The organism is Candidatus Azobacteroides pseudotrichonymphae genomovar. CFP2, assembly GCF_000010645.1.
Taxonomy (GTDB): Bacteria; Bacteroidota; Bacteroidia; order Bacteroidales; family Azobacteroidaceae; genus Azobacteroides; species Azobacteroides pseudotrichonymphae.
The window spans coordinates 354,343-378,482 of sequence record NC_011565.1 but is presented as its reverse complement, the minus strand read 5'-3'; the positions used below and the strand labels follow the sequence as shown (position 1 = coordinate 378,482).

The window sequence follows — 24,140 nt, the reverse complement described above, 5'->3', positions numbered from 1 at the left end:
ATTAAAATTTCAGTTTTTTGTTGTTGAACAAATAGTATTATAAGTAGAGAACAAGTTTTTGAAAGATAGATTTAGAAACAAAATATCACCCACAGATATGTACTATTATTTTTTAATTAAAAAGTTATTAACATGAAATTAAACGAAATTAAACGAAATTAAACGAAATTAAACATGAAATAGGAAATGCATTATATCACCGTCCTGTACTGTATATTCTTTTCCTTCAATTTTTATTTTTCCAGCTTCTCTGCATGCATATTCTGAACCTAATGTTATAAAATCGCTGTATTTAATTACTTCAGCACGGATGAACCCTTTTTCAAAATCACTATGAATAATTCCTGCACATTGAGGAGCTCTACTTCCCGTGAGGAAAGTCCATGCATGGACTTCTTGTTTTCCTACCGTCAGAAAAGTTTCTAGATGTAATAGTTTGTAAGCGGATTTGATTAGTCTGTTTGCTCCAGATTCCATTAATCCTAATTCTTTTAAGAAATATAGACGTTCTTTATAGTCTTTAATTTCTGCAATTTCTGATTCTACTTTAGCTGCTACTATCAATAATTCTGCTCCTTCTTTTTGAAGAATTTCATTTATCTTTCTTGTATATTTGTTTCCTAGAGCAGCAGCAGATTCATCAACATTGCATACATAGAGAATTGGTTTGCTTGTCAATAAAAAAAGGTTCTTTGCTATCATCAGTTTTTCTTTTGTGTCAAATTGAACCGTTCGTGCAGACTTACCATTTTCTAAAGCTTCTTTATATTTTAGTAGTACTTCCCATTCTAGTTTAGCTTGTTTATATCTTCTATCTTGAATTTGTTTTTCTATTTTAGAAAAACGTAATTCTATTGTTTCCAAATCTTTTATTTGTAGTTCATAATCAATAATTTCTTTATCTCGTATTGGGTTGACAGTTTCATTTACATGAATTACATTGTCATCATCAAAGCAACGTAAAATATGTATTATAGCATCTGTTTCACGAATTTTGGCAAGAAATTTATTGCCTAATCCTTCGCCTCTACTGGCTCCTTTGAGTAATCCGGCAATGTCTACAATTTCTACTGTTGCAGGAATAACTTTTTGTGGTTTTACTAATTCTTCTAATTTATTTAATCGTTCGTCAGGAACAATAATTGTACATAAATTTGGTTTTATCGTACAAAAAGGAAAATTTGCTGCTTGTGCTTTTGTGTTAGAAAGACAATTGAAAAGAGTGGATTTTCCCACATTTGGTAATCCTACTATACCACATTTTAATGCCATTAATTACTTTAATTTGTTATGTTATTTTTTTCTTTCAATAATGTAGTCTACTAATCTAAGCATAGATTTCTTTGCTTCTGAATGAGGAAAATAGTTTAATAATTCAATTATATTTGTTTTTATTTTTAGCATTTTTTCTTGTGCATATTCTATACCTTTTTGCTCTTTGGTAAAGTTGATGAGTTGCTGAACATTTTCAGATGAAAAATCTTGTTTTTTTATAATTAACATCATGGGTTTCGATTTAGCTTTTGGAGCTGTTTTTAATGCATAGATAAGAGGTAAAGTGATCTTTCCCTCCTTAATGTCATTTTTTGTAGGTTTGCCTATTTTTTCCGAGTCTAAGTAATCTAATAAATCATCTCTTATTTGGAAACAGATGCCCAAATATTCTCCAATTAATTGCAAAGTTTTATTTTTCTTAACATCTGCATTAACGGATAAGGCACCTATTTTTGAGCAAACAGAAAATAAGATAGCTGTTTTTTTTCGTATAATTTCGAAATAGTGATTTTCATCAATAATTTTTTTTGAAGAAAAAATCAATTGTGTTAGTTCACCTTCACATAAATTTTGTGCTAAATGAGTTAATACTTGTAGGATGGCAAAATTTTTTGTTTCAATGCCTTGTTTAATTGCTTTAGAAAGAATATAATCGCCTAACAAAACGGCTGCCTGATTACCAAATTTTGCCATAACGGACGGATTTCCTCGACGAAGAACTGCATTATCTACTACATCATCATGTATTAAAGTTGCGACATGTAACAACTCTAAAATTACGGCATATTCTATGGTTTTAATAGTAGGCTCTCCGCAGAGCTTAGCAGATAAGATTAAGATAATTGGACGAATTCGCTTTCCTTTTTTTTTTAAAATAAAATTCAACATGTATTGGAATTCACTTATCGGAACATGCAAAATGTTTGTATAGAGTTTGTCAAAAGCATCTAGTTCTTTCTGTACAGGTTTTGTTATGAATTGTAACATGAGGCATATGATTAACATTTAATTAACATTTACAAAACGTAAAAGTAATATACTTACCTTTATTTTCTTTAATATTTTTAGATAAAGTTTTTATATGAAATTGTTTTTACTGGATGCCTATGCTTTAATTTATCGCGCTTATTACTCATTTATTAAAATGCCTCTTATAAATTCTAAAGGATTCAATACTTCTGCTATTTTTGGTTTTGTTAATACATTGGATAATATATTAAGGAGAGAGAATCCTACTCATATTGGTGTTGCGTTTGATCCGATTGAACCCACATTTCGTCATCAGGTATTTAAACAATATAAAGCTCAGAGAGAAGAAACACCAGAAACAATAAGATTGTCAATACCAATTATTAAGGATATTGTATCCGCATATCATATTCCAATTTTAGAAGTTTCAGGTTATGAAGCAGATGATGTTATAGGAACAGTTGCTAAAAAAACTTCTAGAGATTATGAAATTTTTATGATGACTCCAGATAAAGATTATGGACAATTGGTAGACGAACACATTTTTATTTATAAGCCTAGATATAGAAAAGACGGATTTGAAATATTAGGTGTGAAAGAAATTAAAGAAAAGTATGGTTTTATTTCCCCAATTCAAATGATAGATTTTTTGGGTTTAATGGGCGATAGTTCAGATAATATTCCAGGCTGTCCTGGAATTGGAGAGATAACTGCTAAGAAGTTAATTGCTAGATTTGGAAGTATAGAAAATTTGTTAAAAAACGTCCATTTTTTGAATGGAATATTAAAAACGAAAATTGAGAGAAATAAAGAAACTATACTTTTTTCTAAGTTTTTGGCAACAATAAAAACAGATGTTCCTATCAATTTCAATCCAAATGAATTGATAAGAGAAGATATAGATAAACCTGTATTAAAAAAAATATTTGAAAAATTAGAATTTCATCAATTAGTGTCACGATTTTTTGGAGAAAAAAGAAGCGTTTTGTCTATAAAGAAGCAATTTTCGTCATCTTTACTTTTTACGGATAAGTTTGTAGAAAAAAATAATGAAAAGACTGAAACTGTGTTATCAAATTTTGATAATTTGAGCACTGTTCTTCATAAATATCGTGTAATTGATAAACAGTCTGATATAGGTGATTTAATTAATAAAATTAAAATTCAGAATTTTTTTTCTTTTAATATAAAAACTACGGAAGCTATTGAAATAGATCCTTTATCTGCTGAATTAGTTGGGATAGCATTTACTCTTCAGGAAGGAGAAGCATATTTTCTTCCTTTTTTTGGAAGAAAAAGGGACATAATACCAACTGTTCAATTATTCAAAGAAATTTTTGAGAGTGATACTATTTTGAAAGTTGGACAAAATTTAAAATATGATATTAATGTTTTGAAGAAGTATGGAATACGAATGAATTATCCAATATTTGATATACTGATAGCTCATTATTTAATTAATCCGGAATATTTACATAATTTGGATTTTTTGGCAAAAACCTATCTTAATTATAGAATTATTAATACAGAAGAATTAATTGGTAGTAAAAAGGAAAGTCAATTGTCTGTGAGACAAGTACCTTTAAGCCTTTTAGCAGACTATGCTTGTGAGAATGCCGATATTGTGTTGAAATTGAAAAACATTTTTGAACCGATAATAAGAAAAAGTAATTTTTCAAATTTGTTTTATAGGATAGAATTACCTTTAGTATTTGTTTTATCTGATATGGAAGAATTTGGCGTAAAATTAGATATTTCTGCCCTTAAAGATTATTCAGTAGTCTTGAATAGATATTTGGAGAGTATAGAAAAAATAATATTTCAAATATCAGGGAAAATATTTAATGTCAATTCTCCAAAAATGGTTGGAGAAATTCTATTTGATCACTTAAAGATTATTGAAAATTCCAAGAAAACTAAATCAGGACAATATGCTACTAGTGAAGGTATTTTGGAAAATTTGAAAAAAAAACACCCAATTGTGGGGGAAATATTAAAATATCGTAAATCAAAGAAATTACTTACGACTTATATAGATACCCTTCCTACTTTAGTTAGTTTTATAGATAAAAAAATTCATACAACTTATAATCAGGCAACTACAGCGACTGGAAGACTAAGTTCTAATAGTCCTAACCTTCAAAATATACCGATTAGAGATAAGGAAGGAAAGGAAATCAGACGAGTATTTATTCCTGATGATAATTGTTTGTTTTTATCAGCTGATTATTCTCAGATAGAATTACGTATTATGGCACATTTGAGTGAGGATAAAAATATGTTAGAAGCTTTTCGAAATGGACAAGATATTCATTCGGCGATTGCGTCTATTATTTTTGGTGTTCCATTAGCTGAAATAACCTGTGATATGAGAAGGAAAGCAAAAATTACCAATTTTGGTATTATTTATGGTATATCTGTATTTGGTTTGGCAGAACAACTGCAAGTTTCGCGTTTTATAGCTAAAGAATTGATAAACAAATATTTTATGATTTTTCCAGATATAAAAAATTACATAGATAGAAGTATTGCTATTGCAAGAAAAGACGGTTATGTAGAGACTATTTTTCGCCGCAAGCGTTTTTTACCAGATATTAATTCACGAAATTCAGTCGTAAGAAAATATGCTGAACGGAATTCTATTAATGCTCCGATACAGGGTTCAGCCGCTGATATTATCAAAGTAGCAATGAATAGAATTCATAGACGATTAATAGACAATGATTTACAGTCTAAAATGATTATACAAGTACATGACGAGTTAAATTTCAATGTTTTTATTGATGAATTGGATAAAGTAAAACAAATTGTTGTTTATGAGATGGAGCATGCAACCCATTTAAAAGTTCCACTTGTGGTAAATTGTGGTATAGGAAAGAATTGGCTGGAAGCACATTGATAATAAGTTTTTGAATGAAAATCTTATTTAAGTATTTTTTGCAGTTAAAGCTATGTTTTTATGGCGGTATTGTATACTACTTTGGATAGTAAATTTCCTTCAATTAATCGGAAAATTACAACTCGTTGGATAAAACAAATACTTATCGATTATAATAAAAGAGCAGGAGATATTACTTGTATTTTTTGTTCCAATGATGAAATACTGAGAATAAATAATTTTTATTTAAATCATGATTGTTATACCGATATAATTACTTTTGATTATTCTAAAGGAGATATAATTTCGGGAGATTTATTTATTGCTTTGGATATGATAAAATATAACTCAATGAAGTATAATGTGAATTATTTTGAAGAGTTATACCGTGTAATTATTCATGGGATATTACATTTATGTGGATTTAATGATAAATTAATCAAGGATATTAAAGTAATGCGGGAAGGTGAAAATAGGGCTTTGGAAAAAATTCGATCATGACATTTGGTTATGATGTGATTGTTATTGGTGCAGGTCATGCTGGTTGTGAAGCTGCATCTGCTGCCGCTAATTTAGGTTCAAAAACGCTTTTAATAACAATGGATATGAATAGAATTGCCCAAATGAGTTGTAATCCAGCGGTAGGTGGTATAGCTAAAGGGCAGATTATTCGTGAAATAGATGCCTTAGGAGGACAGATGGGACTTATTGCTGATCAAACTTCTATTCAGTTTCGTATGTTAAATCGTTCAAAAGGGCCTGCTATGTGGAGTCCTCGCACTCAGAACGATCGTGTAGAATTTGTTAAAAAATGGAGAGAAGTATTAGATAGTATTCCAAATTTGTTTATTTGGCAGGATACTGTTACTAGTTTAATTATTAGAAATGGTATTGCTATTGGCGTTAAAACTATTTTAGATGTTGAATTTCAAGCTAGAGCTATTGTGTTGGCCGTTGGAACTTTTCTAAATGGACTTTTATATATTGGTAAGAGTAAAATTAGTGGTGGAAGGATGTCAGAACCTGCTTCGTTTGGGATAACAGAACAGTTGGTTGAACTTGGTTTTAAGAAAAGTCGTATGAAAACTGGAACACCTGTCCGAATAGATGGCCGTAGTATCGATTTTTCTCTGATGGAAGAACAGAAAGGAGAAGTGGATTTTCATAAATTTTCTTATTTGGATTTTATTCGTCGTCCGATGAAACAACTTAGTTGTTGGACATCACATACTAATAAGGCTTGTCATGGAGTATTGCAAGATGGATTAAGTGAAAGTCCATTATACAATGGAAAAATCAAAGGTATTGGTCCTAGATATTGTCCAAGTATTGAAACAAAGATTGTTACTTTTTCTTATAAAGAACAACATCCACTGTTTTTGGAACCGGAGGGCATAAATACACAAGAATATTATTTAAATGGTTTTTCTTCTTCTCTTCCTATTTTTATTCAATTGTTGGCTTTAAAAAAAATACCGGCATTTAGAAATGCACGAATTTATCGTCCGGGTTATGCTATTGAATATGATTTTTTCCATCCTACACAATTAAATCATTCTTTAGAGACAAAGCTGATTAAAAATTTGTTTTTTGCTGGACAAATCAATGGTACTACTGGCTATGAAGAAGCAGGAGCACAAGGACTAATTGCTGGAATAAATGCTCATATAAATGTTCATAATGAAAAATCATTTATTTTGGCTCGCAATGAAGCTTATATTGGAGTTTTAATAGACGATTTAGTCACTAAAGGCGTAGATGAACCTTATCGTATGTTTACTTCCCGTGCAGAGTATAGAATTTTATTACGTCAAGATAATGCAGATGTACGTTTAACAGAAAAATCCTATCAGATAGGATTGGCTGACAAGAGTAGATATAATGCTTTAGTGGAAAAGAAAAAAAGGATAGATAATATTATTGATTTCATTCGTCTGTATTCTGTAGATCCAAAGCAAGTCAATTCTGCTTTAGAAGCAATAGGGACGAGTCCCTTACGAAATAAAGTAAAATTGACAGATTTATTACTTCGCCCTCAATTAACAATTAATATTATTTCTTTTTTAATACCTATTGTTAGAGAACAAATAGACAAAATTTCTGATTGTAAAGAAGAAATAATAGAAGCAGTGGAAATTCTCATAAAATATGAAGGATATATTGCTCGTGAGAAAATTGTTGCAGAAAAAATTAACAGGTTGGAAAATATAAAGATTCGTGGTAGAATAGATTATTCTACTGTTCAGTCTCTTTCTACAGAAGCAAAACAGAAGTTAATAAGTATAGATCCGGAAACAATTGCTCAAGCAAGTCGTATACCAGGTGTTTCTCCTAATGATATTAATGTATTATTGGTATTATTAAGAAGATGAAAAGAAGATTCAATACTTGTGGCTATTAAATCATGTTGGCATGTAGTGTGATTTGGTATGATATAATCATATATACTTGTTTATTGTAAACTCTCAACAGTTATAAAAAACTTATACTTAATATCTTTATTTTTTCATTGTAGAGGGAAGTTTATTGAGAGGAGAAAATTTTGATTACAGTGTGTCCATATATTTATAACTAAATCTTATTAGTATGAATTTATATTCATATATCAAACCGCGTGTCAGGGAAGTGTTGCTAATAGGCGAAACAACGAAACTGAAGACAGAAGTTACATATATCGTTTCTACCGAGTCTACTTTGATTGAAAGCAAAGTAGACTCGGTAGAAACGAAGGCGTCCCTTCGGAAAACTTTACAGGAAACAGGAATGTAAAATCAGTAGATAAATGTAGATAAAATAGGGGGGGCTTATTCATCGTGGGATATACGTGGTAAAAAAATATTGATAAAAGTAAGAAAGAGAAACTCAGAATGGATTTTAAGGAAAATTAGTTCTTTGTGGATGAATCTAAAGAACTACAATTCACTCTTTTAATGGGGTTGAGTGGGGGTAGTTTGCAATTTCCTTTGCAGAAAGGAAGGAAAAACGTTATACATAGGTCTGTGGTCCAGTGTATTGTATAATACACTAGTTAGATTGAAGAACAACCGGATATGAGCATAGAAATAGAAAAGTTATTAGTAAAAAACTAATAGAAAAAATATACGAGTTTTTGGAGAATATTTATTCTTTGATCTATTCAAATATCTATTTCATACATGATGAAATGGTTGAAGTTTTCTGGATCATGTGTTACCATAGTAATCAGTCCTATTTTTTAAAGACTTTCCCATTACTTCAATAATTTCATTCTTTTTTAACATTTATCAGGAAATTTGTGGATTTTCCTATCTGTCATTCTTTAATAAATAGGGGTATTAATGTCTATTTAAATATTCCATGATATAAAATGTTTTGTAAATTCAAATTATCTATGAACAATGGATAGATTGAATCTACCTGGCTTTCTTCGTTAAATACATCATGTTATCTAACATTTTTTATTATGTCTAAATATATTGTAACACTGGTATAGTGTCTTTTTACTTTCATTGAAATTGTATTATTTGGGTAACATAAGGTTCATTTTGTTTTAATAGTTTGTAAAGATTGATGATATATTCAAATTTGTCTTCCCAAGAGAAGTGTATATTAGTTTCTTTCTCGATTTTTGTGCTATCTAGTATATATTTTGTATTATTTTCAACAGTAATTGTTATTTTTTTTGTTTGCTAAGGCAAACAGAGTTATGTAATTTTTGCCTTAGCAAACTTATATTTTTGAAGATGGAAAATACTATTTAAACAGATTTATGCCTATAGATATAGGAAGTCGTTCTTTTTCCTCTTAATAAGTGTACAGTGTGTGATGCCTATATCTATTTCAATTTGGCATTATCTATTTTTTCCTTGAAAAGAATTGATTTTGAAATCAAACAATGTTTATCCCCTCATATCCATTCGTCCAATACGTCAATATTTTTTTGTCCCTCAACAAGAATCTCGTATATCTTCAATCTATTTATACATTAGTAAGTAGCTTGTTACCTCATGCCTATAAATAAAAAGTACAAACTATCACTAAGTATTAAAATATATACTGCCTTTTATTGAAATTAAATGCAATACCAGATACATCTATCTACCTTATAATATTTCTTTTATGGTATCGCTTGAATTGTTGCTGTTATTCCTAAATAATAATTTTTATAAAAATATTTATTCAATTAAATTTCCTCCCTTTCATTTATATGTCTACTGGACAAGTATATAAATTCCAATTTCTGTTTATATCCAAATATAAATTATAATAGTCTGTATTATTCTCATATGTTTTCACATTATAATTAATAATTATATTTGCCAATTCCCTTTTTTGCTTTTACTGCTTTTGTCAAGTAATTTTCTATCAGTTAATATACCTTGTAACATGTGTATAAGGTTTGATATACTGTAATGGTGTATTATCATGTTTTTCATGACCTTGGTTTAGCCCTCTGTTATTCTTATGCGAAGAATTTTAAGCATCTCATTCAATATTTCTATGATACAAGGTTTTTCTATTATTTTTTATTTTCATTATATGTAAAATAAGCCTATACTTTCTTTTCTTTTTAATTAAAAATTTAGAGTTTTAACCATAACTCATCAGGGAACTGATAAGAATACCTATTTACAGTTTTGCATTGTTTAATGCTAATATAGTTTAATACAATTTTGCCATCTGTTTATGGATAGTATTAATTTTTTTCTTTGCTAACTACCTTGTCTAACATATTTGTATTATTTTCATTATTCACGTATGATGTTATGTGAATAATTTCTTCAATTTTCCCCTTATCCGTAAAACATAAATTCTTGCTTAAGGCAATGAAACAAGGACACCGAACATTATAGGTATATCTTCGTTTCTGCTCTATATATTTATTTCGTCATTGTATTTATTTTCATAAAATGAAACTATATACCAGAATTGAATTGTTAAATTCAATGTTTATCATCGGTACTATGATAAAGAACAATGTGGTTTACATTATTCTATAAGAGTATATGGAATAGTAAGATTATAATTAATTCTTTCATAGTGTTTTTTTGTCAAAATTTATTATTTACTAGTAAGTGTTACTTACGCTTTGCTTGATTTTATTCTAAACTCCGTCCGTATTTGGGTGTTACAGTTTCAATTCCTAATTTTATTATTTTCATAACTGTACCGTTCTGTTTTTTTAATTGGATAAAGGTTGTTTTAACAACTCTTCTTTATTACTGCTGGAAACAGTAATAAACTGGTAGAAATCCTTACATCGTAGTTCAAGTCTTCGCTAACTGAAAAAATTCTTATCCAACTTCCTCTCTTGTCAGATTAGACTGGAGACATTATACAATGCGGGCAGTATGTGTGCTCTATGCATGGAAAAGAGTTTTATACTTTTCTATAGTTAGAGTGTAAGACTGGAAATGTCTTTTCTTATATGGAGACAGGCTTAAAACTATCGGGTCTATTCTCTTCATTTTATTCCAATAATTTTTTCATAACAGATAACATGGTATATCAAAGACCAACATATTTAAATACTTACTTTATTTCAATTTAAGATGTATTTCACTAAAAAAAATTCTATAAGATATGTCTTCAAACAAGAAGTTCGCACATAAATGCTAATCGGTTTGGAGAGAGTAAAATTTTAATGTAAAAAAATAAAAAGAGAATTCTTCTAATTTTTTTTCTCTAAATCTTGGGAATAAACTTTATCGAATTTTTGGATAAAAGAATTTCATTTTATTACTTCATCTCTTTGATCAAATCCATTCCTTTAAAAAAAGCACGTTGATTCATAGGTAGAAATTTGTGATTGCGTTCAGGAAGGGATTTTTTAAGGCTATCTATTATGCTTTCTATTTTTACTATCTGAGTTATTTTAATAATTCCTCCTAATACAATCATGTTAAGTACTTTTGTACTTCCTTCTTTGATAGAAGTATTTGTAGCATCCGTTTCGAATATTCGAATATTCTTACGTGTTGGTAGCTGCGTAATTCTATATTTATCATATAGAAGTACTCCACCAGCTTTTAATGTCTGTTCAAATTTTTCCAGAGAAAGCTGATTTAATATAATAGCAATATTGTATTCATTCAAAACTGGTGAAGATATTCGTTCATCGCTCAATATAACTGTTACATTAGCAGTACCTCCTCGTTGTTCAGGGCCATAAGATGGAAACCATGTTACTTCTTTCCCTTCTAATAGTCCTGCGTAGGCTAATATTTTTCCCATAGAAAGGATGCCTTGTCCACCAAATCCGGCTATAATTATTTCATGTTGCATATAATTTATTTATTTTTTATAGTGCCCAATGGATATATAGGCAACATATTTTTTATCATCCATTTGTTGGCTTGAATAGGATCCATTTTCCAACCTGAGGCACAAATAGAGACAAATTCTATAATTGAAGTTCCTTTCTCTTCTATTGCGTTTTTAAACGCTTTATAAAGTGTTTTTTGTGCTTTTTTGATAACTTCTGCTGAGAAAACGGCTTCACGGCTAACCAAACAAGTTCCTTCTATTTGAGCTAGTAAATCTGCTATTTTTAATGGATAACCATTTAAGGTTGCATCTCGTCCATCAGGACAAGTAGTTGTTAACATTTTAAGTATGGTAGTAGGAGCCATTTGTCCCCCTGTCATGCCATAAATAGCATTATTGACAAAAATGATAGCAATGTTTTCTCCACGATTACAGGCATGAATAGTTTCTGCTATACCTATAGCTGCTAGATCTCCATCTCCTTGATAAGTAAAAACCATCTTATTGGAATTTAATCTTTTAACAGCAGTTGCAACTGCAGGAGCACGACCATGTGCAGCACTTATCCAATCAATATCTATATAATTATAAATAAAAACACCACAGCCTACTGGTGCTATACCAATGGCACGTTCAGTTAAACTCATTTTGTCAATTACTTCTGCCACTAATTTATGCACAACACCATGACAACATCCCGGACAGTAGTGTGTTGTATTATTATTCATTAGGTGAGGTTTGTCATAAACCAAATTTTCTGGCTTTATTATACCATTCATTAATTTTGTTTTTTCAATTCTTTCAATACTTCTTGTGAAGTGGGAATAGTTCCTCCCAAACGTCCATAGTGTTTAACCGGTACTTGACATTCTACAGCTAATTTTACATCCTCAATCATTTGACCAGCATTTAGTTCTACAACTAAAATATTTTTTACTTTATCCTTATAAAGGTTTAGTTCTCTCATTGGGAAAGGGTATAAAGTAATTGGACGAAAAAGTCCTGCTTTGATTCCTTCTTTTCGAGCTATTTCTATTGTTTTTTGGCTAATTCGGGCAGCAGAACCGAAGGCAACAATTAAATAATCGGCATCTTCGCAGAATAATTCTTCATATAAGACTTCATTTTTTTCAATAGATCTATATTTTGCTTGAAAGCGGAGATTTCTTTGCTCCATGAGAAATGAGTTTAATTCTACGGAAGTAATGATGTTGGATTTACGTGAATCTGGCTTACCTAAAGTTGCCCAAGGATATTCTTTTCTGATTTCTTCTTCTGTTTTTCGGATACGTTGTGGAGGTAAAATCACCTTTTCCATCATTTGTCCAATTACTCCATCAGTAAGAATTATTGCTGGATTTTTATACTTAAATGCCAAGTCAAAACCTAGTGTTACATGATCTGCCATTTCCTGAACAGAAGCTGGTGCCAAAACAATTGATTTATAATCACCATGTCCACCTCCCTTTACTGTTTGAAAATAATCGGCTTGACTTGGTTGAATGGTTCCCAATCCGGGTCCCCCACGCATTACATTTATAATTAATCCTGGTAATTCAGCACCTGCCATATAAGATATTCCTTCTTGTTTTAGACTAATCCCCGGACTAGAAGATGAAGTCATTACCTTTTTCCCACAAGCAGCACCCCCGTAGACCATGCTGATAGAGGCAATTTCACTTTCAGCTTGGAGAACAACCATTCCTGTGGTTTTCCACGGTTTTTCTTCCATCAATGTTTCCATTATTTCCGATTGAGGAGTAATAGGATAACCAAAATATCCATCCACGCCATAACGAATGGCAGCATAAGCAATCGCCTCATTACCTTTTAATAATTTTATTTCTTCCATTCTTTAAAAGAGTTGCTTTGGTTTTTCTTTTATGAAGTTTTTAGAAGAATAGCAAAGCATTTTATTTTTGTTATAGTGCGAAGAATATTTTTTCGATATAAATATTATCTTCAATACTGTTATAAACTTTTAGTAAAAAAACAATGGATATGCGTTCACAATTTCAACAATAAAATTTTACTTGGAAACATCAGTTCATAACTGATGTAATTATGGGTAGTTATTATTTCTTTTTCTGAAAAAAAAATTCTGATGTTATCAAACATAAATAATTATTATTTTCTTGATTTTTTTAAAAAATATTAACTGCGAACAAAAAGTCCGAATTTTTTGCCAAAATTTTTAATTTTTTCGAAGTCATTTTCTTGGGGCTTAAATTTTATAAAAAATGTTTCTCCGAAAAATTTCATCTTCATATTATTAATATTGGAGATTAGAATGTGATTGGTTTCTCCACTCCATCCGTAAGAACCGAAACAACTTGCTGGTTTATTTTTTTCGCGAATCGGATTCATACAGGTAAACAGTTGGTATAACTGAGGTAGCATATTATGGTTGATGGTTGGTGATCCCAATAGATAGGCAGATGCTTTGGCTACTTTATCTGAAAGCGTAACAGTGTCCATTTTTTCAATATTACAAAAATCTATTTCAATCTCTTTTACTTCTTCCAATCCCTCTTTGATTTTTTCTGCAATGGTTTTAGTAAATCCATATGCTGAAACAAAAGCAATCAATACTCGATTTTTGACCGGATAGTTACTAAGATATTCCAAGCATAATTGTTCTGTTTTTTTTACAATTTGCCTCCAATAAGTCCTTAAAATAGGACCATGACCAGTACATATAGTCTTTATTGGTAGACTTCTTATTTTATCAATGGCTCTTAAAAAATAAGAACTGAAAGGTTTTAATATCACATCAAAATAATATTGAAAAGCATCATTGTAATATCCTACCAAGTCGTCATACATTTCTTCGTGACAAAAATGAGCTCCGAAAGAATCGCAAGTGAAAAGAATTTGTTCCTCCTGTAAATAGGTATAAGTACTATCTGGCCAATGTAAATTAGGAGTACTGATAATAGTCAAATGCCTATTTCCCAAGTCAATAACATCATTATCTTTTACAGCTAATTGAGGAAAATTGTATCCCATCTGATTTTGTAAAAATTTAATTGTTACCTGAGAGCCTACTACTTTGGCGTTCGAACAAATTTGCAAAGTTTTTTGCAAATTACCTACATGATCTGGCTCTGTATGATTGATAATGATATATTCTATTTCGAGAGGATTACATACTTGCCTCATTTTGGTTTCATAAGTTTCCCAAGAAGTGATTTTAACTGTTTCTACAATAGCTTTTTTTTGTGCGTTAATAAAATAAGAATTATAGGTTGTGCCGTATTTCGTTTCCATAATAATATCAAAAGTTCTGATATTTTTATCTAATACTCCAATCCATTGAACAGAATCACTTATTTTTAAGGTTTTAATATCCATGAAATAATTGTAGTTTTTTATTATCGATAAAAAAAATTGCAAACAAGATTGTTGTTTGGAGTTGCTAACTTCTTCATCTTTTCTTAGCTCTATAAACCGTTATGCAACTATCAGGACATACGTATCCGCAGTTTGCACAGCCGATGCATTCACTCGGTTTCTCTATTTGAGCATAGTTATAACCTTTAGTATTGATTTTTTCCCCTAAGGCTATCACTCTCAATGGACATTCTACTATGCATAGACCACATCCTTTACAGCGATTGGTATCTATCAAAACTTTCCCTTGTATTTTTGTCATGACCTTTTATTGTTAAAAACAATTTAACAAAAATTAGGATATTGTTTTTGTAATTTTTCCATTTTTTTTTTTAAATCTCTTTGTATACCCTTGTTCGTTTAATATCTTTTTTCAATACTGACATTACTTTTTTTAATCTCCAAGATTAAGAAAAAAATAACTTTTGTACAAAAAAATGGAATTCATTTTGGAAACTACCTCTAAAGCAGCGTTTATATAAACAAGTTCTTCTTTCCATTTTACTACGTAAGAACAAATGATAACAGCGAGGATATTTGCTATGTAATGTTGTTGAAACAATCGTAAATATTTTTTAATTTCTGTTAGAGATCCTACAAAGTATTTGATAGATTGATATTTAATTATCGGATTCAAATAATTGTATTGCGTACAATAACCTAATAATTGGACAAATTTAAAGTCTTCAATAGCTCTACTTGTTTCAAGTAAAGCAAAATAAGCTTTTCCTAAACAACTCCATATTTTTCCATATGATGTATTATTTAATTGTTTAATCTGACTAATTGTTTCCAACACTTTTTCTTTCTGTTTCAAAAAAATCTGTTTCAAAAAAAATAAGATTGAAGTAACAACTAATAGGAGTTAATAGTAGAACCCAAAATAGCAATCCCCTCGTTAATTATATCTTATAGCAGAATTTAAAAGGTCTTTTTAATCAGATTTTCTCCTATTGTTATATAAATGTTAGAAAGAATTACTATATCTCTCTTGTATTTGTATTTCATTTTTTATAGACAAAAGCCATCCTTTTCCATTTCCAAATGAATGAGAGCAATTAACTTAATATTCGTCTATCTTTAAGATCCTGAATGTCTTTGTAGTGTTAGGTAGGTATGAATAAATAAATTATTCCATTTGTAGAAATCTTCTAACGAAAACATTACATCATGGGTTAATTTTTCATCATCTGAATGCTATGTTAATGCATAATGAATTATTTTTCTCACTTTTGCAAATTCTCTTTTTAAGAAAAAAGATTTCAATTATTCAGAGAATTCATCTATATCTAAAAAAAAATAGGGAATTTGATTTACTGATAATAATCCGTCCCATTCGCAAAAGAAATTTGGGTAATCTTATACTTTTTCAAATATTATAGAAGTTAGATTCAAGTATAAATTATCGTTGTGGATTAACGACAGAGATATAAAAAATCAAGAAAAGAATAGGAATTGAATTTTTTAAAATTTCTCTATAGCATTTGTATTGACTTTTGGGCAGTGGATATAAAAATATTGCCTTACTTTTGTATGAGGATTTGAGGCGAGGTAGCTCAGTTGGTTAGAGCGCATGATTCATAATCATGAGGGCGGGGGATCGTATCCCCCTCTCGCTACATGTATTTTTACATATGAATCTTTAGATATTGTTTATTTACTGAATTTTAAAATAGTTGTACAAGAGTGTGTTTATGTTGTTTATGTTAGAAGTTTTGTTTTAACAAAAAAAGTTCATATATGCTTAAATAATACACAAAATAATTAACGGGGATAAATGTAAAATAAGTGAACTACAAAATAAATTTATTTACATAGTTATGAATAGAAAGGAGGAGGAAACGTTATTGCAAAAGACTTTTTAACTGTTGAAGTTTTATGATCAATAATAGAGAGCCGTTGAAAAAATTCTTAATGGTTGAAGGTTTTGTCGATTAAAAAAATAGGTTTTAGCTTCCTGTTCCACTTCTTTTTAAGAATTTCAGTGATATTTTCTGTCTTTGATTAGCATTATGCGTGACTAAATAAATAAATTACAATTGTTTGGAGTTTCTGTATAATGTATTAATAGCAAACAAAATAATAGTAAAAAATACTCATCCTAATGGGATGATGCGAAACAAGAGAAAATGAAGACTCTTTGTATTGATTTTTCAATGCAGAAAAACCATGAATGATTTGGAGCATCTCGTCAAAAATAAATTTATCAATAGTAGCTTGTGTTGATACAGCACGTTAGTGTTTTGTTTTTAGGTAGAATCTAAACCTACATTCGAATGTATCATAAATTTTGTAAAACTTTTATGAAGGGATGTTCCTATACTTCTAACTACTTCCATTGTCACCAAATGAGTTGAGTAAGATATTGTCAATCAAATGGTAAAGTTATATCATTGTTTATTGTTAAAATCTGATGTACGAAAATTTCAAATTGTTTTTTATAAAAAAAGCTGAAGGCGGAAAATTAATTTGATTAGGGGAGATCTCAAAAATTACCATAGTTTTGTATATACTTTAAACTGGGTTTGTTTTGATACAAAAAATATATTTGAAATTGTTAAACCTAATTATATCTATAGCTATCTTTCAATACTTTGTAGTGCAGGTTTAGTGTGGATTATTGGATTGACGTTGAAAACGAATTGAAGGATAATTAATGGAAATGTATTGTTTTGGCAAATGAGTTAGAAATAGGCATCGGCAAACTAAATATTATACTTTATAATTGAGTAAGCAAATTCTGCATTCACTTACTCATTATTATTGGGGAATTAGTAGAAAAAAGAAAGGGTGTGGACCAAAATATATCTTGTATTTATTTTGTTGCGCTTTACAATCCGAAAGAGAAATAAAAAAATGTCTGAATCATTCACAGAATGATAACAAACCTTCAAATGATAACAAACCTTCAATAGAGAAATACCAAAAAGTTTTAAACTTTGTGAAAAAGTGATTGTATGGACAAAATGAAATAATAAAAAACCGATTTGAAAGAAAATCAACTCAGAGTTATAGAAGCAGATTTTATAGGAGGGAGGCAATGCATAATTAGAAATGCATAATTAGAAAAATTACTTACTACAAAGTAAAAAAAATGTGGATTTATCTTGAATTCTCAATCGTTAAACATAAAATTATTTGAAGAATTAGGAAGAGAAAAAAATAAAAGACCTAAAAAAATGATTAAATACATAGAAACGGCAGACCAAAAACGAAATTTATTCGCGAATAACCCTGAAGATAATCGCAATCAAATTTTCACAGGTCGTAAAAAAAATGAAACTAGCAAAAAGAAGATTCAATCATTTTCACTCTAAAATTGAATGATAGGTTGGAAACTTTTAGAGAAAATGATTTTTCTGAATTTAGAAGTATAATCGAATGGAATCAAATCAAATGTTATTAATGGCATTTCCTCTTCATATTGTGAAGATTTCGGTGTAAGTAAGGCTATATTCCATTAGTTAATGATATGAAAGGGCAGAAATTTCTACTTTTCTTCTATAGCGAACAAGAAGAGCATTTGCAAAGAAAACAGGAAATGATTAACTTTATCTAATCCTTATTATAAGGATATCCACAGAATCTGGCAATTTGGTAAAAAGTCCTACAAAAAAATTATCAAATGATCTGAAAATTCCAGATTATTTTTTTAGTAAATTTTTTACTACGTTACACATGTTACAGCATCTTTTGATGTTCAAATGCAAAAAAACTAAACTTAACTTAACTGATGTTTGCTTATGGTTGCAACCATAAGCAACAACTCAATTAGTTAATATTGATACTCAATTAGTTAATATTGATAATTGAATTGCAATTATTGTCATTTACCAATACAGAAGTTTTTAAATATATTTTCTAATATTTCATCTGTTGAAATTTCACCAGTTATTTCACCAAGGTAATGTGTGCATTCACGAATATCTTGTGAAATAAGTTCGTAAGAAACATTTGTTTTTAATCCCTCTTCTATCCTTTGAAGAGCTCCCAATGCCGATCTTAAAGCTTCATAATGTCTCATATTAGTGACGATTATGTCATTATAGTTTAAGCTTGAAAGCTTTGCAGCTTCCAGTAAAGTTTTTTCTAAAATATCCGTATTTCTTTTGTACTTGGCAGATAAACAAATATACTCAGCAGAGATATGAGGAAGTTTTTTTTTTAAAAAAAACTGTTTACTATGATTTAGTTTATCAATTTTATTAAATATGACGATTAATTTTTTGTCCATTATTAATGGACTAATACGGTCGGCAATGTGTTTTATTTCTTTATTGAATTTTGTAGCATCAATCATCCAAATAACGATAGATGCCTTTTTTATTTTTTGGTAAGTTCGTTCAATGCCCAGTAATTCTATCTCGTTTTTCGTATTACGAATACCTGCTGTATCTATAAATCGAAAAGCAATGCCACTGATATTTATAACATCTTCTATTATATCTCGTGTTGTACCATGAATCTCCGAGACAATGGCTTTTTCTTCGTTTAATAAATGATTAAGTAAAGTTGATTTACCAACATTAGTCTCACCTATAATTACTACTGGAATTCCATTTTTAATAGCATTTCCCAAGCTAAAAGATTGAATTAGATGTGACAAAGTATCTTTAATAGAAAGAACTGAATCCAGTAATTTTACACGATCTACAAATTCTACATCTTCTTCAAAGTCCAGTTCCAATTCAATTAGAGATACAAATCTGAGTAATTGAAAACGAAGATTTTTTAATTTTTTACCAAAGCCTCCTCGCATTTGGTTAAATGCTAAACGATGAGCTGCTGCAGAAGAAGAAGAAATTAAATCGATAACGGACTCCGCTTGAGATAAATCCATTTTACCATTCAAGAAAGCTTTTTGAGTAAATTCGCCAGGCCTAGCTAAATGGCATCCATTGTCAAGTAACAATTTAATTATTTCCTGTTGAATATATATTGAGCCATGACATGTTATTTCTACTGTATCTTCTCCTGTAAAAGAGTGAGGAGAGCGAAATACAAATACGACAACTTTATCTAAAATCTCATTTTCTTTATGTATAATACCAAAACTTGAGGTGTAGGCAGCTTGATCTTCAATAGTGGTAATATTCTTTGCTTTGGGTGTATAAATTCTACTTGCAATAGCAAGAGCTTCTTTACCTGAAATCCTTATTATAGCAACTCCTCCCTGACCGGGAGGAGTTGCTATTGCACAAATCGTGTTTCCAGATTCCATATTCGGTTAATGTAAATTTTAATATCTTAAAACTTGTCGAGGTAGCAGGATTCGAACCTGCGTCCCCCTGCTCCCAAAGCAGGTGCGCTAACCGGACTGCGCTACACCTCGCTCCTATCATTAGGATAGGGATATAAAGGTAATTATTTTTTGCAAATCAAATGAAGTCTACAAAAATTTCACCTTTTCGCAGCAATTTCATAGATTGCCCTTGCGTCGTTCATATCTAGTAGAAGAAAATTACCTAGCTTTCCTTTTGTATTAATTTTTAACGTATCTATCAATTTGTCGATGTCTGATTTTTGTGCTCCCAATTGCTCGAAATTGATAGGTAGCTTAATAGACGAAAAGAAATCTTTTAAAGCATGTATTCCTTTTAGAGCTATTTCCTTTTTGCTGCCAATATTTTCAATATTCCATACACGGGTTGCAAATTGTACAAAACGGTCAATTCCTGCTGTATAGACATACTGCATCCATGCAGGGAACATAACGGCAAGACCAGCTCCGTGTGCTATATTATATAAGGCACTTAATTCATGTTCTAAGGCATGAGTAGCCCAATCTTCTTCGCGTCCCACTCCACAAATTCCGTTGTGGGCAATTGTACTTGCCCACATGATATTGGCGCGAGCGTCATAATTTTCTGGTTCTCTTATAAGAGTTTTTGCTGAGTGAATGATAGAAAGTAAAATAGATTCGCACATACGATCAGTGATATCAACACCTTGTGTTTGTGTAAAATAACGTTCCATGACATGTGCCATCATATCAGCAATACCATAAACCGTTTGGCATGTTGGGAGTGTAAAAGTTAGAACCGGGTCCATGATGGAAAAAACTGGACGAATAAATGAACTACCTATTCCCCTTTTCAACATTCCATCTGTTTTGGTAATAACAGTATTAGGAGAACCTTCACTTCCTGCTGCAGGAAGTGTAAGGACAGTAGCAATAGGTAATGCATGATTAATTGTTACAATTCCTTCAAAGAAATTCCAAAAATCGCCGTTGTAAAGAATTCCAGCGGCAATTGCTTTAGCTGAATCAATAACACTTCCGCCTCCGATCGCTAAAATAAAATTTACTTTTTCTTTTCGGCCTAATTCTATTCCTTTGTAAACTAATTCATCTATTGGATTGGGTTGTACTCCTCCTAATTTGACATACTCAATAAATTCATTTTGAAAACAGTTTTCTATTTGAGTTAATAAACCACTTTTCTTAGCCGATTTATTGCCGTAATGGATTAAGACTTTAGAACCTCCATATTGCTTAACTAGTTGTGCTACTTTGCAAATAGTGTTTTTGCCAAATATAAATTCTGTCGGACTACAAAATCTAAAATTGTTCATATATTATTTATCTTATTTTTTGTTAGACTGTTTTTTTACTACTCTCAAGCCGAAATCTGAAATTCCCCTTAATGGATTTTCTTGCATTCCATGGTGAATGGAATATATGTATGTTCCTGTATCAGGATACTGAACATTTAATTGATAAGGGAAAACATAAGAACGCAAATGTATGCCACTTCCGTACCATTCACCGAATCTATTTGCTAGTTCAATGCAAATAGTGTCTTGTCGACTATTCTTATTAAGAATCCTGTAGTTTGCAACTAACCACAAGTTGCGAAAATGATAAGTATTAGTATGTCTTAATTCAAAAAATACATCATAGAATATGGAAATATCTTTTACTGGAACTTCAAATTGTATAGCTGTTTTCTTATCCCATTTTGAATAAGGAAACGAATAGAATTCATAAAATATTTCATTGAAAGTACAAGAAGTTAAAAGAGATGGAAATAAGAATAGCAGTATCACTTTGTTATTTTGTATAATTTCTTGTAAAGAAAAAAGGAGAGAATTCTGTTTATTTTTAGTCATTTATTTGCAATTTGTCTTATCTGTGTACCTTACTCATAAGATCTATCTCACTTTTCTTTTCTAAAAGAATCGAAACGGGTAAGATTGCCTCTCAGAACATCTTGACATGAATTAGAGGATTGTTTGTTTTGTTCTGTTTCCAGAGTTGAAGGTTTGTGTCCTTTTTTATTCATATGGATTATTTCAAAAGCTTTTTCTGGAGAAATGGCAATTACATTAGTTGTATTATTAACATTGCTCGAGTAGTACATTTGATTTTTAAGAAGATCCACTTTGATACAGTAATATAAATCAGATCGTGTTTCTAATGGAATTTCACGAGAGGGAAAATGTTTTTGAGCTTTTATGTAAGTATCTACTTCGTAATTGAGACAACATCTTAATTTGGTGCATTGTCCAGCTAATTTTTGTGTATTAATAGAAATATCTTGTAATTGTGCAACGCTTGTGGAAACTGATACAAACTTGTGCATCCATCCTGAACAACAGAGTTCTCGTCCACATGAACCTATTCCTCCAATTTGACCAGCTTCTTGACGAACTCCAATTTGTCTCATCTCTACACGAATATGAAAAGCTGCAGCTAAATCTTTGATTAATTGACGAAAATCTATTCTTTCTTCAGCTATATAGTAAAAAGTGGCTTTGCTTCCATCTCCTTGATATTCTACGTAACTGATTTTCATCTGTAACTCTAAATGTTTTGCAAGCTCTCGAGAACGGATTGTTGTCAAATATTCTCTATCTTTGGCTTCTTTGAATTTTTCGATATCGACCATGTTAGCCTGTCGGAGAACTCTTTTTATTTCGGTATTTGGACGACAACGTTTTTTCATTTGCAATAAGACTAATTGACTAGTTAAGGTAACAGTACCAATATCATATCCTATGGTAGATTCTACAACAACTAAATCTCCTTTTTTAAATTTTATCTTTTCACTATTAAAGTAATATCCTTTTCTTGCATTTTTAAATTGAACCTCTATATAGTTAGTATTTTGTTGAGATTCTGGGATATCACACAAATAGTCATATGTATTAAGTTTGCTACATTGCTTTTCGCAGCAACCCTTTGATGTAATGCAGCATTGTCCACTGTACAAACAATATTCCATAATTATTAGTTATGTTAGTTATTATTTAATAATGCTATTATTTTCATTGATAAATCGAAAAAAACCATACGAGGATTGATATTGGATTCTATATGTTGCTCTGCTAAAGAAAACTCCTCCATAAACTTAATGACATTTGTTTCATTTACATAAGGATGAAATTTGATTGCAAATTCATTTTCTTTATGATTCATAAAGTTTATTTTCAATTCATTCAAGCGATAAAGGAAATTTTCTCTTATCATTTGTTGAGCATACATTAGAAATTTTTTTTGTTGAGCACGACTCATTGAAGTAAATTTATCCGTTTCTACTTTTATACTTAAGATGTTTTTTTGCCATGAATTACGCATAATTGTTGTAAACAAATTCAAATAAGACTCGTTATCCTCTACAGAGGATAAGATCTTTGTTGCTTTTTCATAACTTCCTTCTGCTAAACGTATTGCATGCCAAATATCTTGGTCTGGAATATCATATTTTTCTTGTAAAGTTTGAAATAAATCTTGATCAGCAATAGGTGGAACAGCCATAACTTGCATCCTTGAACAAATGGTTGCAATTATCTTGTCAGGTTCCTCAGATACTAAAAGAAAAACTGTTTTTTCTGGAGGTTCTTCAAGCAATTTTAGTAACCTACTCGCTGCTGTCTCGTGCATTTTTTCCGGTAACCAAATAATCACAGATTTATAATCAGCCTCATAAGCTTTGAAGCGTAGTTTACGCATAATATCATCACTTTCTCTTGCATAAATTAAACCTTGAGCATTTTCTTCACCAATGTTTATGAGCCAAGAAGTAAAATCTGCGTAGGGTGTTGTTAATACAAAGTTTCTCCATTCGGGGAGAAAATCATGGCAGAGAGCTTCTTTTTTATCTTCTCTTCTCTTTTTATTGATGATAGGAAAAATGAAATGTAGATCAGGATGAACAAGTTTGTCAAATTTCTGACAACTTGGGCAAGTTCCACATGCATCTTTTTCTTGCCGATTAGTACAATATAGATAACGGATATATGCTAAAGCTAAAATAAGTGTACCTGTCCCCTGATTACCGGTGATCAGCTGTGCATGAGGGATAAAACCATCTTTTACTGATTGAATTAATCGCTGCTTGATTATTGTTTGCCCAACAATATTTCTAAAAAACAT

General features: G+C 30.3%; 17 protein-coding genes and 2 tRNA genes. 5 read left to right on the top strand and 14 right to left on the bottom strand.

Going from position 1 to position 24,140, the window contains the following annotated elements; translation table 11 throughout:
• Positions 1-168 precede the first annotated feature (168 nt).
• On the bottom strand, positions 169-1,272 hold the full coding sequence (gene ychF, locus CFPG_RS01570; RefSeq protein WP_012573294.1) for a redox-regulated ATPase YchF: 1,104 nt from the start codon (positions 1,270-1,272) through the stop codon (positions 169-171).
• 21 nt (positions 1,273-1,293) lie between these two features.
• Positions 1,294-2,262 carry a polyprenyl synthetase family protein gene (locus CFPG_RS01565; RefSeq protein WP_041572383.1) on the bottom strand — a complete coding sequence of 323 codons (969 nt, stop codon included), beginning with the start codon at positions 2,260-2,262 and terminating at the stop codon, positions 1,294-1,296.
• Positions 2,263-2,356: 94 nt separating this feature from the next.
• Here CFPG_RS01565 and polA point away from each other — a divergent pair, with 94 nt between their 5' ends.
• From polA to CFPG_RS05485, 4 genes are all read left to right on the top strand, one after another.
• Complete coding sequence (polA, locus tag CFPG_RS01560) at positions 2,357-5,143, top strand: DNA polymerase I (RefSeq protein WP_012573292.1); 2,787 nt, start codon at positions 2,357-2,359, stop codon at positions 5,141-5,143.
• Between the two features lie 60 nt (positions 5,144-5,203).
• Complete coding sequence (gene ybeY, locus CFPG_RS01555) at positions 5,204-5,623, top strand: rRNA maturation RNase YbeY (RefSeq protein ID WP_012573291.1); 420 nt, start codon at positions 5,204-5,206, stop codon at positions 5,621-5,623.
• Positions 5,620-7,494 carry a tRNA uridine-5-carboxymethylaminomethyl(34) synthesis enzyme MnmG gene (mnmG, locus tag CFPG_RS01550; RefSeq protein ID WP_012573290.1) on the top strand — a complete coding sequence of 625 codons (1,875 nt, stop codon included), beginning with the start codon at positions 5,620-5,622 and terminating at the stop codon, positions 7,492-7,494. Before ybeY ends, mnmG begins: the two co-directional genes overlap by 4 nt.
• Positions 7,495-7,708: 214 nt before the next feature.
• The gene (locus CFPG_RS05485; protein WP_265348036.1) at positions 7,709-7,891 is read left to right on the top strand and encodes a hypothetical protein; all 183 of its coding nucleotides are present in this window, start codon (positions 7,709-7,711) and stop codon (positions 7,889-7,891) included.
• A 2,949-nt stretch (positions 7,892-10,840) separates the two neighbouring features.
• Here the strand turns inward: CFPG_RS05485 and CFPG_RS01545 are convergent.
• The 6 genes from CFPG_RS01545 to CFPG_RS01520 form a co-directional block, all read right to left on the bottom strand.
• Complete coding sequence (locus tag CFPG_RS01545) at positions 10,841-11,386, bottom strand: 2-oxoacid:acceptor oxidoreductase family protein (RefSeq protein ID WP_012573289.1); 546 nt, start codon at positions 11,384-11,386, stop codon at positions 10,841-10,843.
• A 5-nt stretch (positions 11,387-11,391) separates the two neighbouring features.
• On the bottom strand, positions 11,392-12,147 hold the full coding sequence (locus CFPG_RS01540) for a thiamine pyrophosphate-dependent enzyme (protein WP_012573288.1): 756 nt from the start codon (positions 12,145-12,147) through the stop codon (positions 11,392-11,394).
• Positions 12,147-13,220 carry a 3-methyl-2-oxobutanoate dehydrogenase subunit VorB gene (locus CFPG_RS01535; RefSeq protein WP_012573287.1) on the bottom strand — a complete coding sequence of 358 codons (1,074 nt, stop codon included), beginning with the start codon at positions 13,218-13,220 and terminating at the stop codon, positions 12,147-12,149. Before CFPG_RS01535 ends, CFPG_RS01540 begins: the two co-directional genes overlap by 1 nt.
• Before the next feature lie 302 nt (positions 13,221-13,522).
• Positions 13,523-14,722, bottom strand: coding sequence for an FprA family A-type flavoprotein (locus tag CFPG_RS01530; protein ID WP_012573286.1), 1,200 nt, complete (start codon positions 14,720-14,722; stop codon positions 13,523-13,525).
• A 73-nt stretch (positions 14,723-14,795) separates the two neighbouring features.
• Positions 14,796-15,023: a 4Fe-4S dicluster domain-containing protein gene (locus CFPG_RS01525; protein ID WP_012573285.1), complete on the bottom strand. Its 228-nt coding sequence runs from the start codon at positions 15,021-15,023 to the stop codon at positions 14,796-14,798.
• A 132-nt stretch (positions 15,024-15,155) separates the two neighbouring features.
• A complete protein-coding gene (locus tag CFPG_RS01520; protein ID WP_012573284.1) occupies positions 15,156-15,593 on the bottom strand; it encodes a hypothetical protein in 438 nt (145 codons plus the stop codon).
• 713 nt (positions 15,594-16,306) lie between these two features.
• Between CFPG_RS01520 and CFPG_RS01515 the strand changes: the two genes are divergently transcribed.
• Positions 16,307-16,380, top strand: a tRNA-Met gene (locus CFPG_RS01515).
• Between the two features lie 2,207 nt (positions 16,381-18,587).
• Here CFPG_RS01515 and mnmE read toward each other — a convergent pair.
• The 6 genes from mnmE to CFPG_RS01480 all read right to left on the bottom strand — a co-directional run bounded on the left by mnmE (position 18,588) and on the right by CFPG_RS01480 (position 24,140).
• Positions 18,588-19,982 (bottom strand): tRNA uridine-5-carboxymethylaminomethyl(34) synthesis GTPase MnmE, encoded by a 1,395-nt coding sequence (gene mnmE / locus CFPG_RS01505; protein ID WP_012573283.1) that lies wholly within the window; start codon positions 19,980-19,982, stop codon positions 18,588-18,590.
• Positions 19,983-20,018: 36 nt separating this feature from the next.
• A tRNA-Pro gene (locus CFPG_RS01500) sits at positions 20,019-20,093 on the bottom strand.
• Between the two features lie 68 nt (positions 20,094-20,161).
• Entirely contained in the window at positions 20,162-21,337 is a 1,176-nt protein-coding gene (locus CFPG_RS01495; protein ID WP_012573282.1) for an iron-containing alcohol dehydrogenase, read from the bottom strand.
• Between the two features lie 12 nt (positions 21,338-21,349).
• Positions 21,350-21,874: a gliding motility lipoprotein GldH gene (locus tag CFPG_RS05155; protein ID WP_012573281.1), complete on the bottom strand. Its 525-nt coding sequence runs from the start codon at positions 21,872-21,874 to the stop codon at positions 21,350-21,352.
• Between the two features lie 47 nt (positions 21,875-21,921).
• A complete protein-coding gene (locus CFPG_RS01485; protein ID WP_012573280.1) occupies positions 21,922-22,989 on the bottom strand; it encodes a PSP1 domain-containing protein in 1,068 nt (355 codons plus the stop codon).
• Positions 22,990-23,003: 14 nt separating this feature from the next.
• The gene (locus CFPG_RS01480; RefSeq protein WP_012573279.1) at positions 23,004-24,140 is read right to left on the bottom strand and encodes an ATP-binding protein; all 1,137 of its coding nucleotides are present in this window, start codon (positions 24,138-24,140) and stop codon (positions 23,004-23,006) included.

Coding starts and splice junctions, on each gene's coding strand:
- ychF (WP_012573294.1), bottom strand. CDS start 1,272: ATGGCATTAAAATGTGGTATAGTAGGATTACCAAATGTGGGAAAATCC.
- CFPG_RS01565 (WP_041572383.1), bottom strand. CDS start 2,262: ATGTTACAATTCATAACAAAACCTGTACAGAAAGAACTAGATGCTTTT.
- polA (WP_012573292.1), top strand. CDS start 2,357: ATGAAATTGTTTTTACTGGATGCCTATGCTTTAATTTATCGCGCTTAT.
- ybeY (WP_012573291.1), top strand. CDS start 5,204: ATGGCGGTATTGTATACTACTTTGGATAGTAAATTTCCTTCAATTAAT.
- mnmG (WP_012573290.1), top strand. CDS start 5,620: ATGACATTTGGTTATGATGTGATTGTTATTGGTGCAGGTCATGCTGGT.
- CFPG_RS05485 (WP_265348036.1), top strand. CDS start 7,709: ATGAATTTATATTCATATATCAAACCGCGTGTCAGGGAAGTGTTGCTA.
- CFPG_RS01545 (WP_012573289.1), bottom strand. CDS start 11,386: ATGCAACATGAAATAATTATAGCCGGATTTGGTGGACAAGGCATCCTT.
- CFPG_RS01540 (WP_012573288.1), bottom strand. CDS start 12,147: ATGAATGGTATAATAAAGCCAGAAAATTTGGTTTATGACAAACCTCAC.
- CFPG_RS01535 (WP_012573287.1), bottom strand. CDS start 13,220: ATGGAAGAAATAAAATTATTAAAAGGTAATGAGGCGATTGCTTATGCT.
- CFPG_RS01530 (WP_012573286.1), bottom strand. CDS start 14,722: ATGGATATTAAAACCTTAAAAATAAGTGATTCTGTTCAATGGATTGGA.
- CFPG_RS01525 (WP_012573285.1), bottom strand. CDS start 15,023: ATGACAAAAATACAAGGGAAAGTTTTGATAGATACCAATCGCTGTAAA.
- mnmE (WP_012573283.1), bottom strand. CDS start 19,982: ATGGAATCTGGAAACACGATTTGTGCAATAGCAACTCCTCCCGGTCAG.
- CFPG_RS01495 (WP_012573282.1), bottom strand. CDS start 21,337: ATGAACAATTTTAGATTTTGTAGTCCGACAGAATTTATATTTGGCAAA.
- CFPG_RS05155 (WP_012573281.1), bottom strand. CDS start 21,874: ATGACTAAAAATAAACAGAATTCTCTCCTTTTTTCTTTACAAGAAATT.
- CFPG_RS01485 (WP_012573280.1), bottom strand. CDS start 22,989: ATGGAATATTGTTTGTACAGTGGACAATGCTGCATTACATCAAAGGGT.
- CFPG_RS01480 (WP_012573279.1), bottom strand. CDS start 24,140: ATGTTTTTTAGAAATATTGTTGGGCAAACAATAATCAAGCAGCGATTA.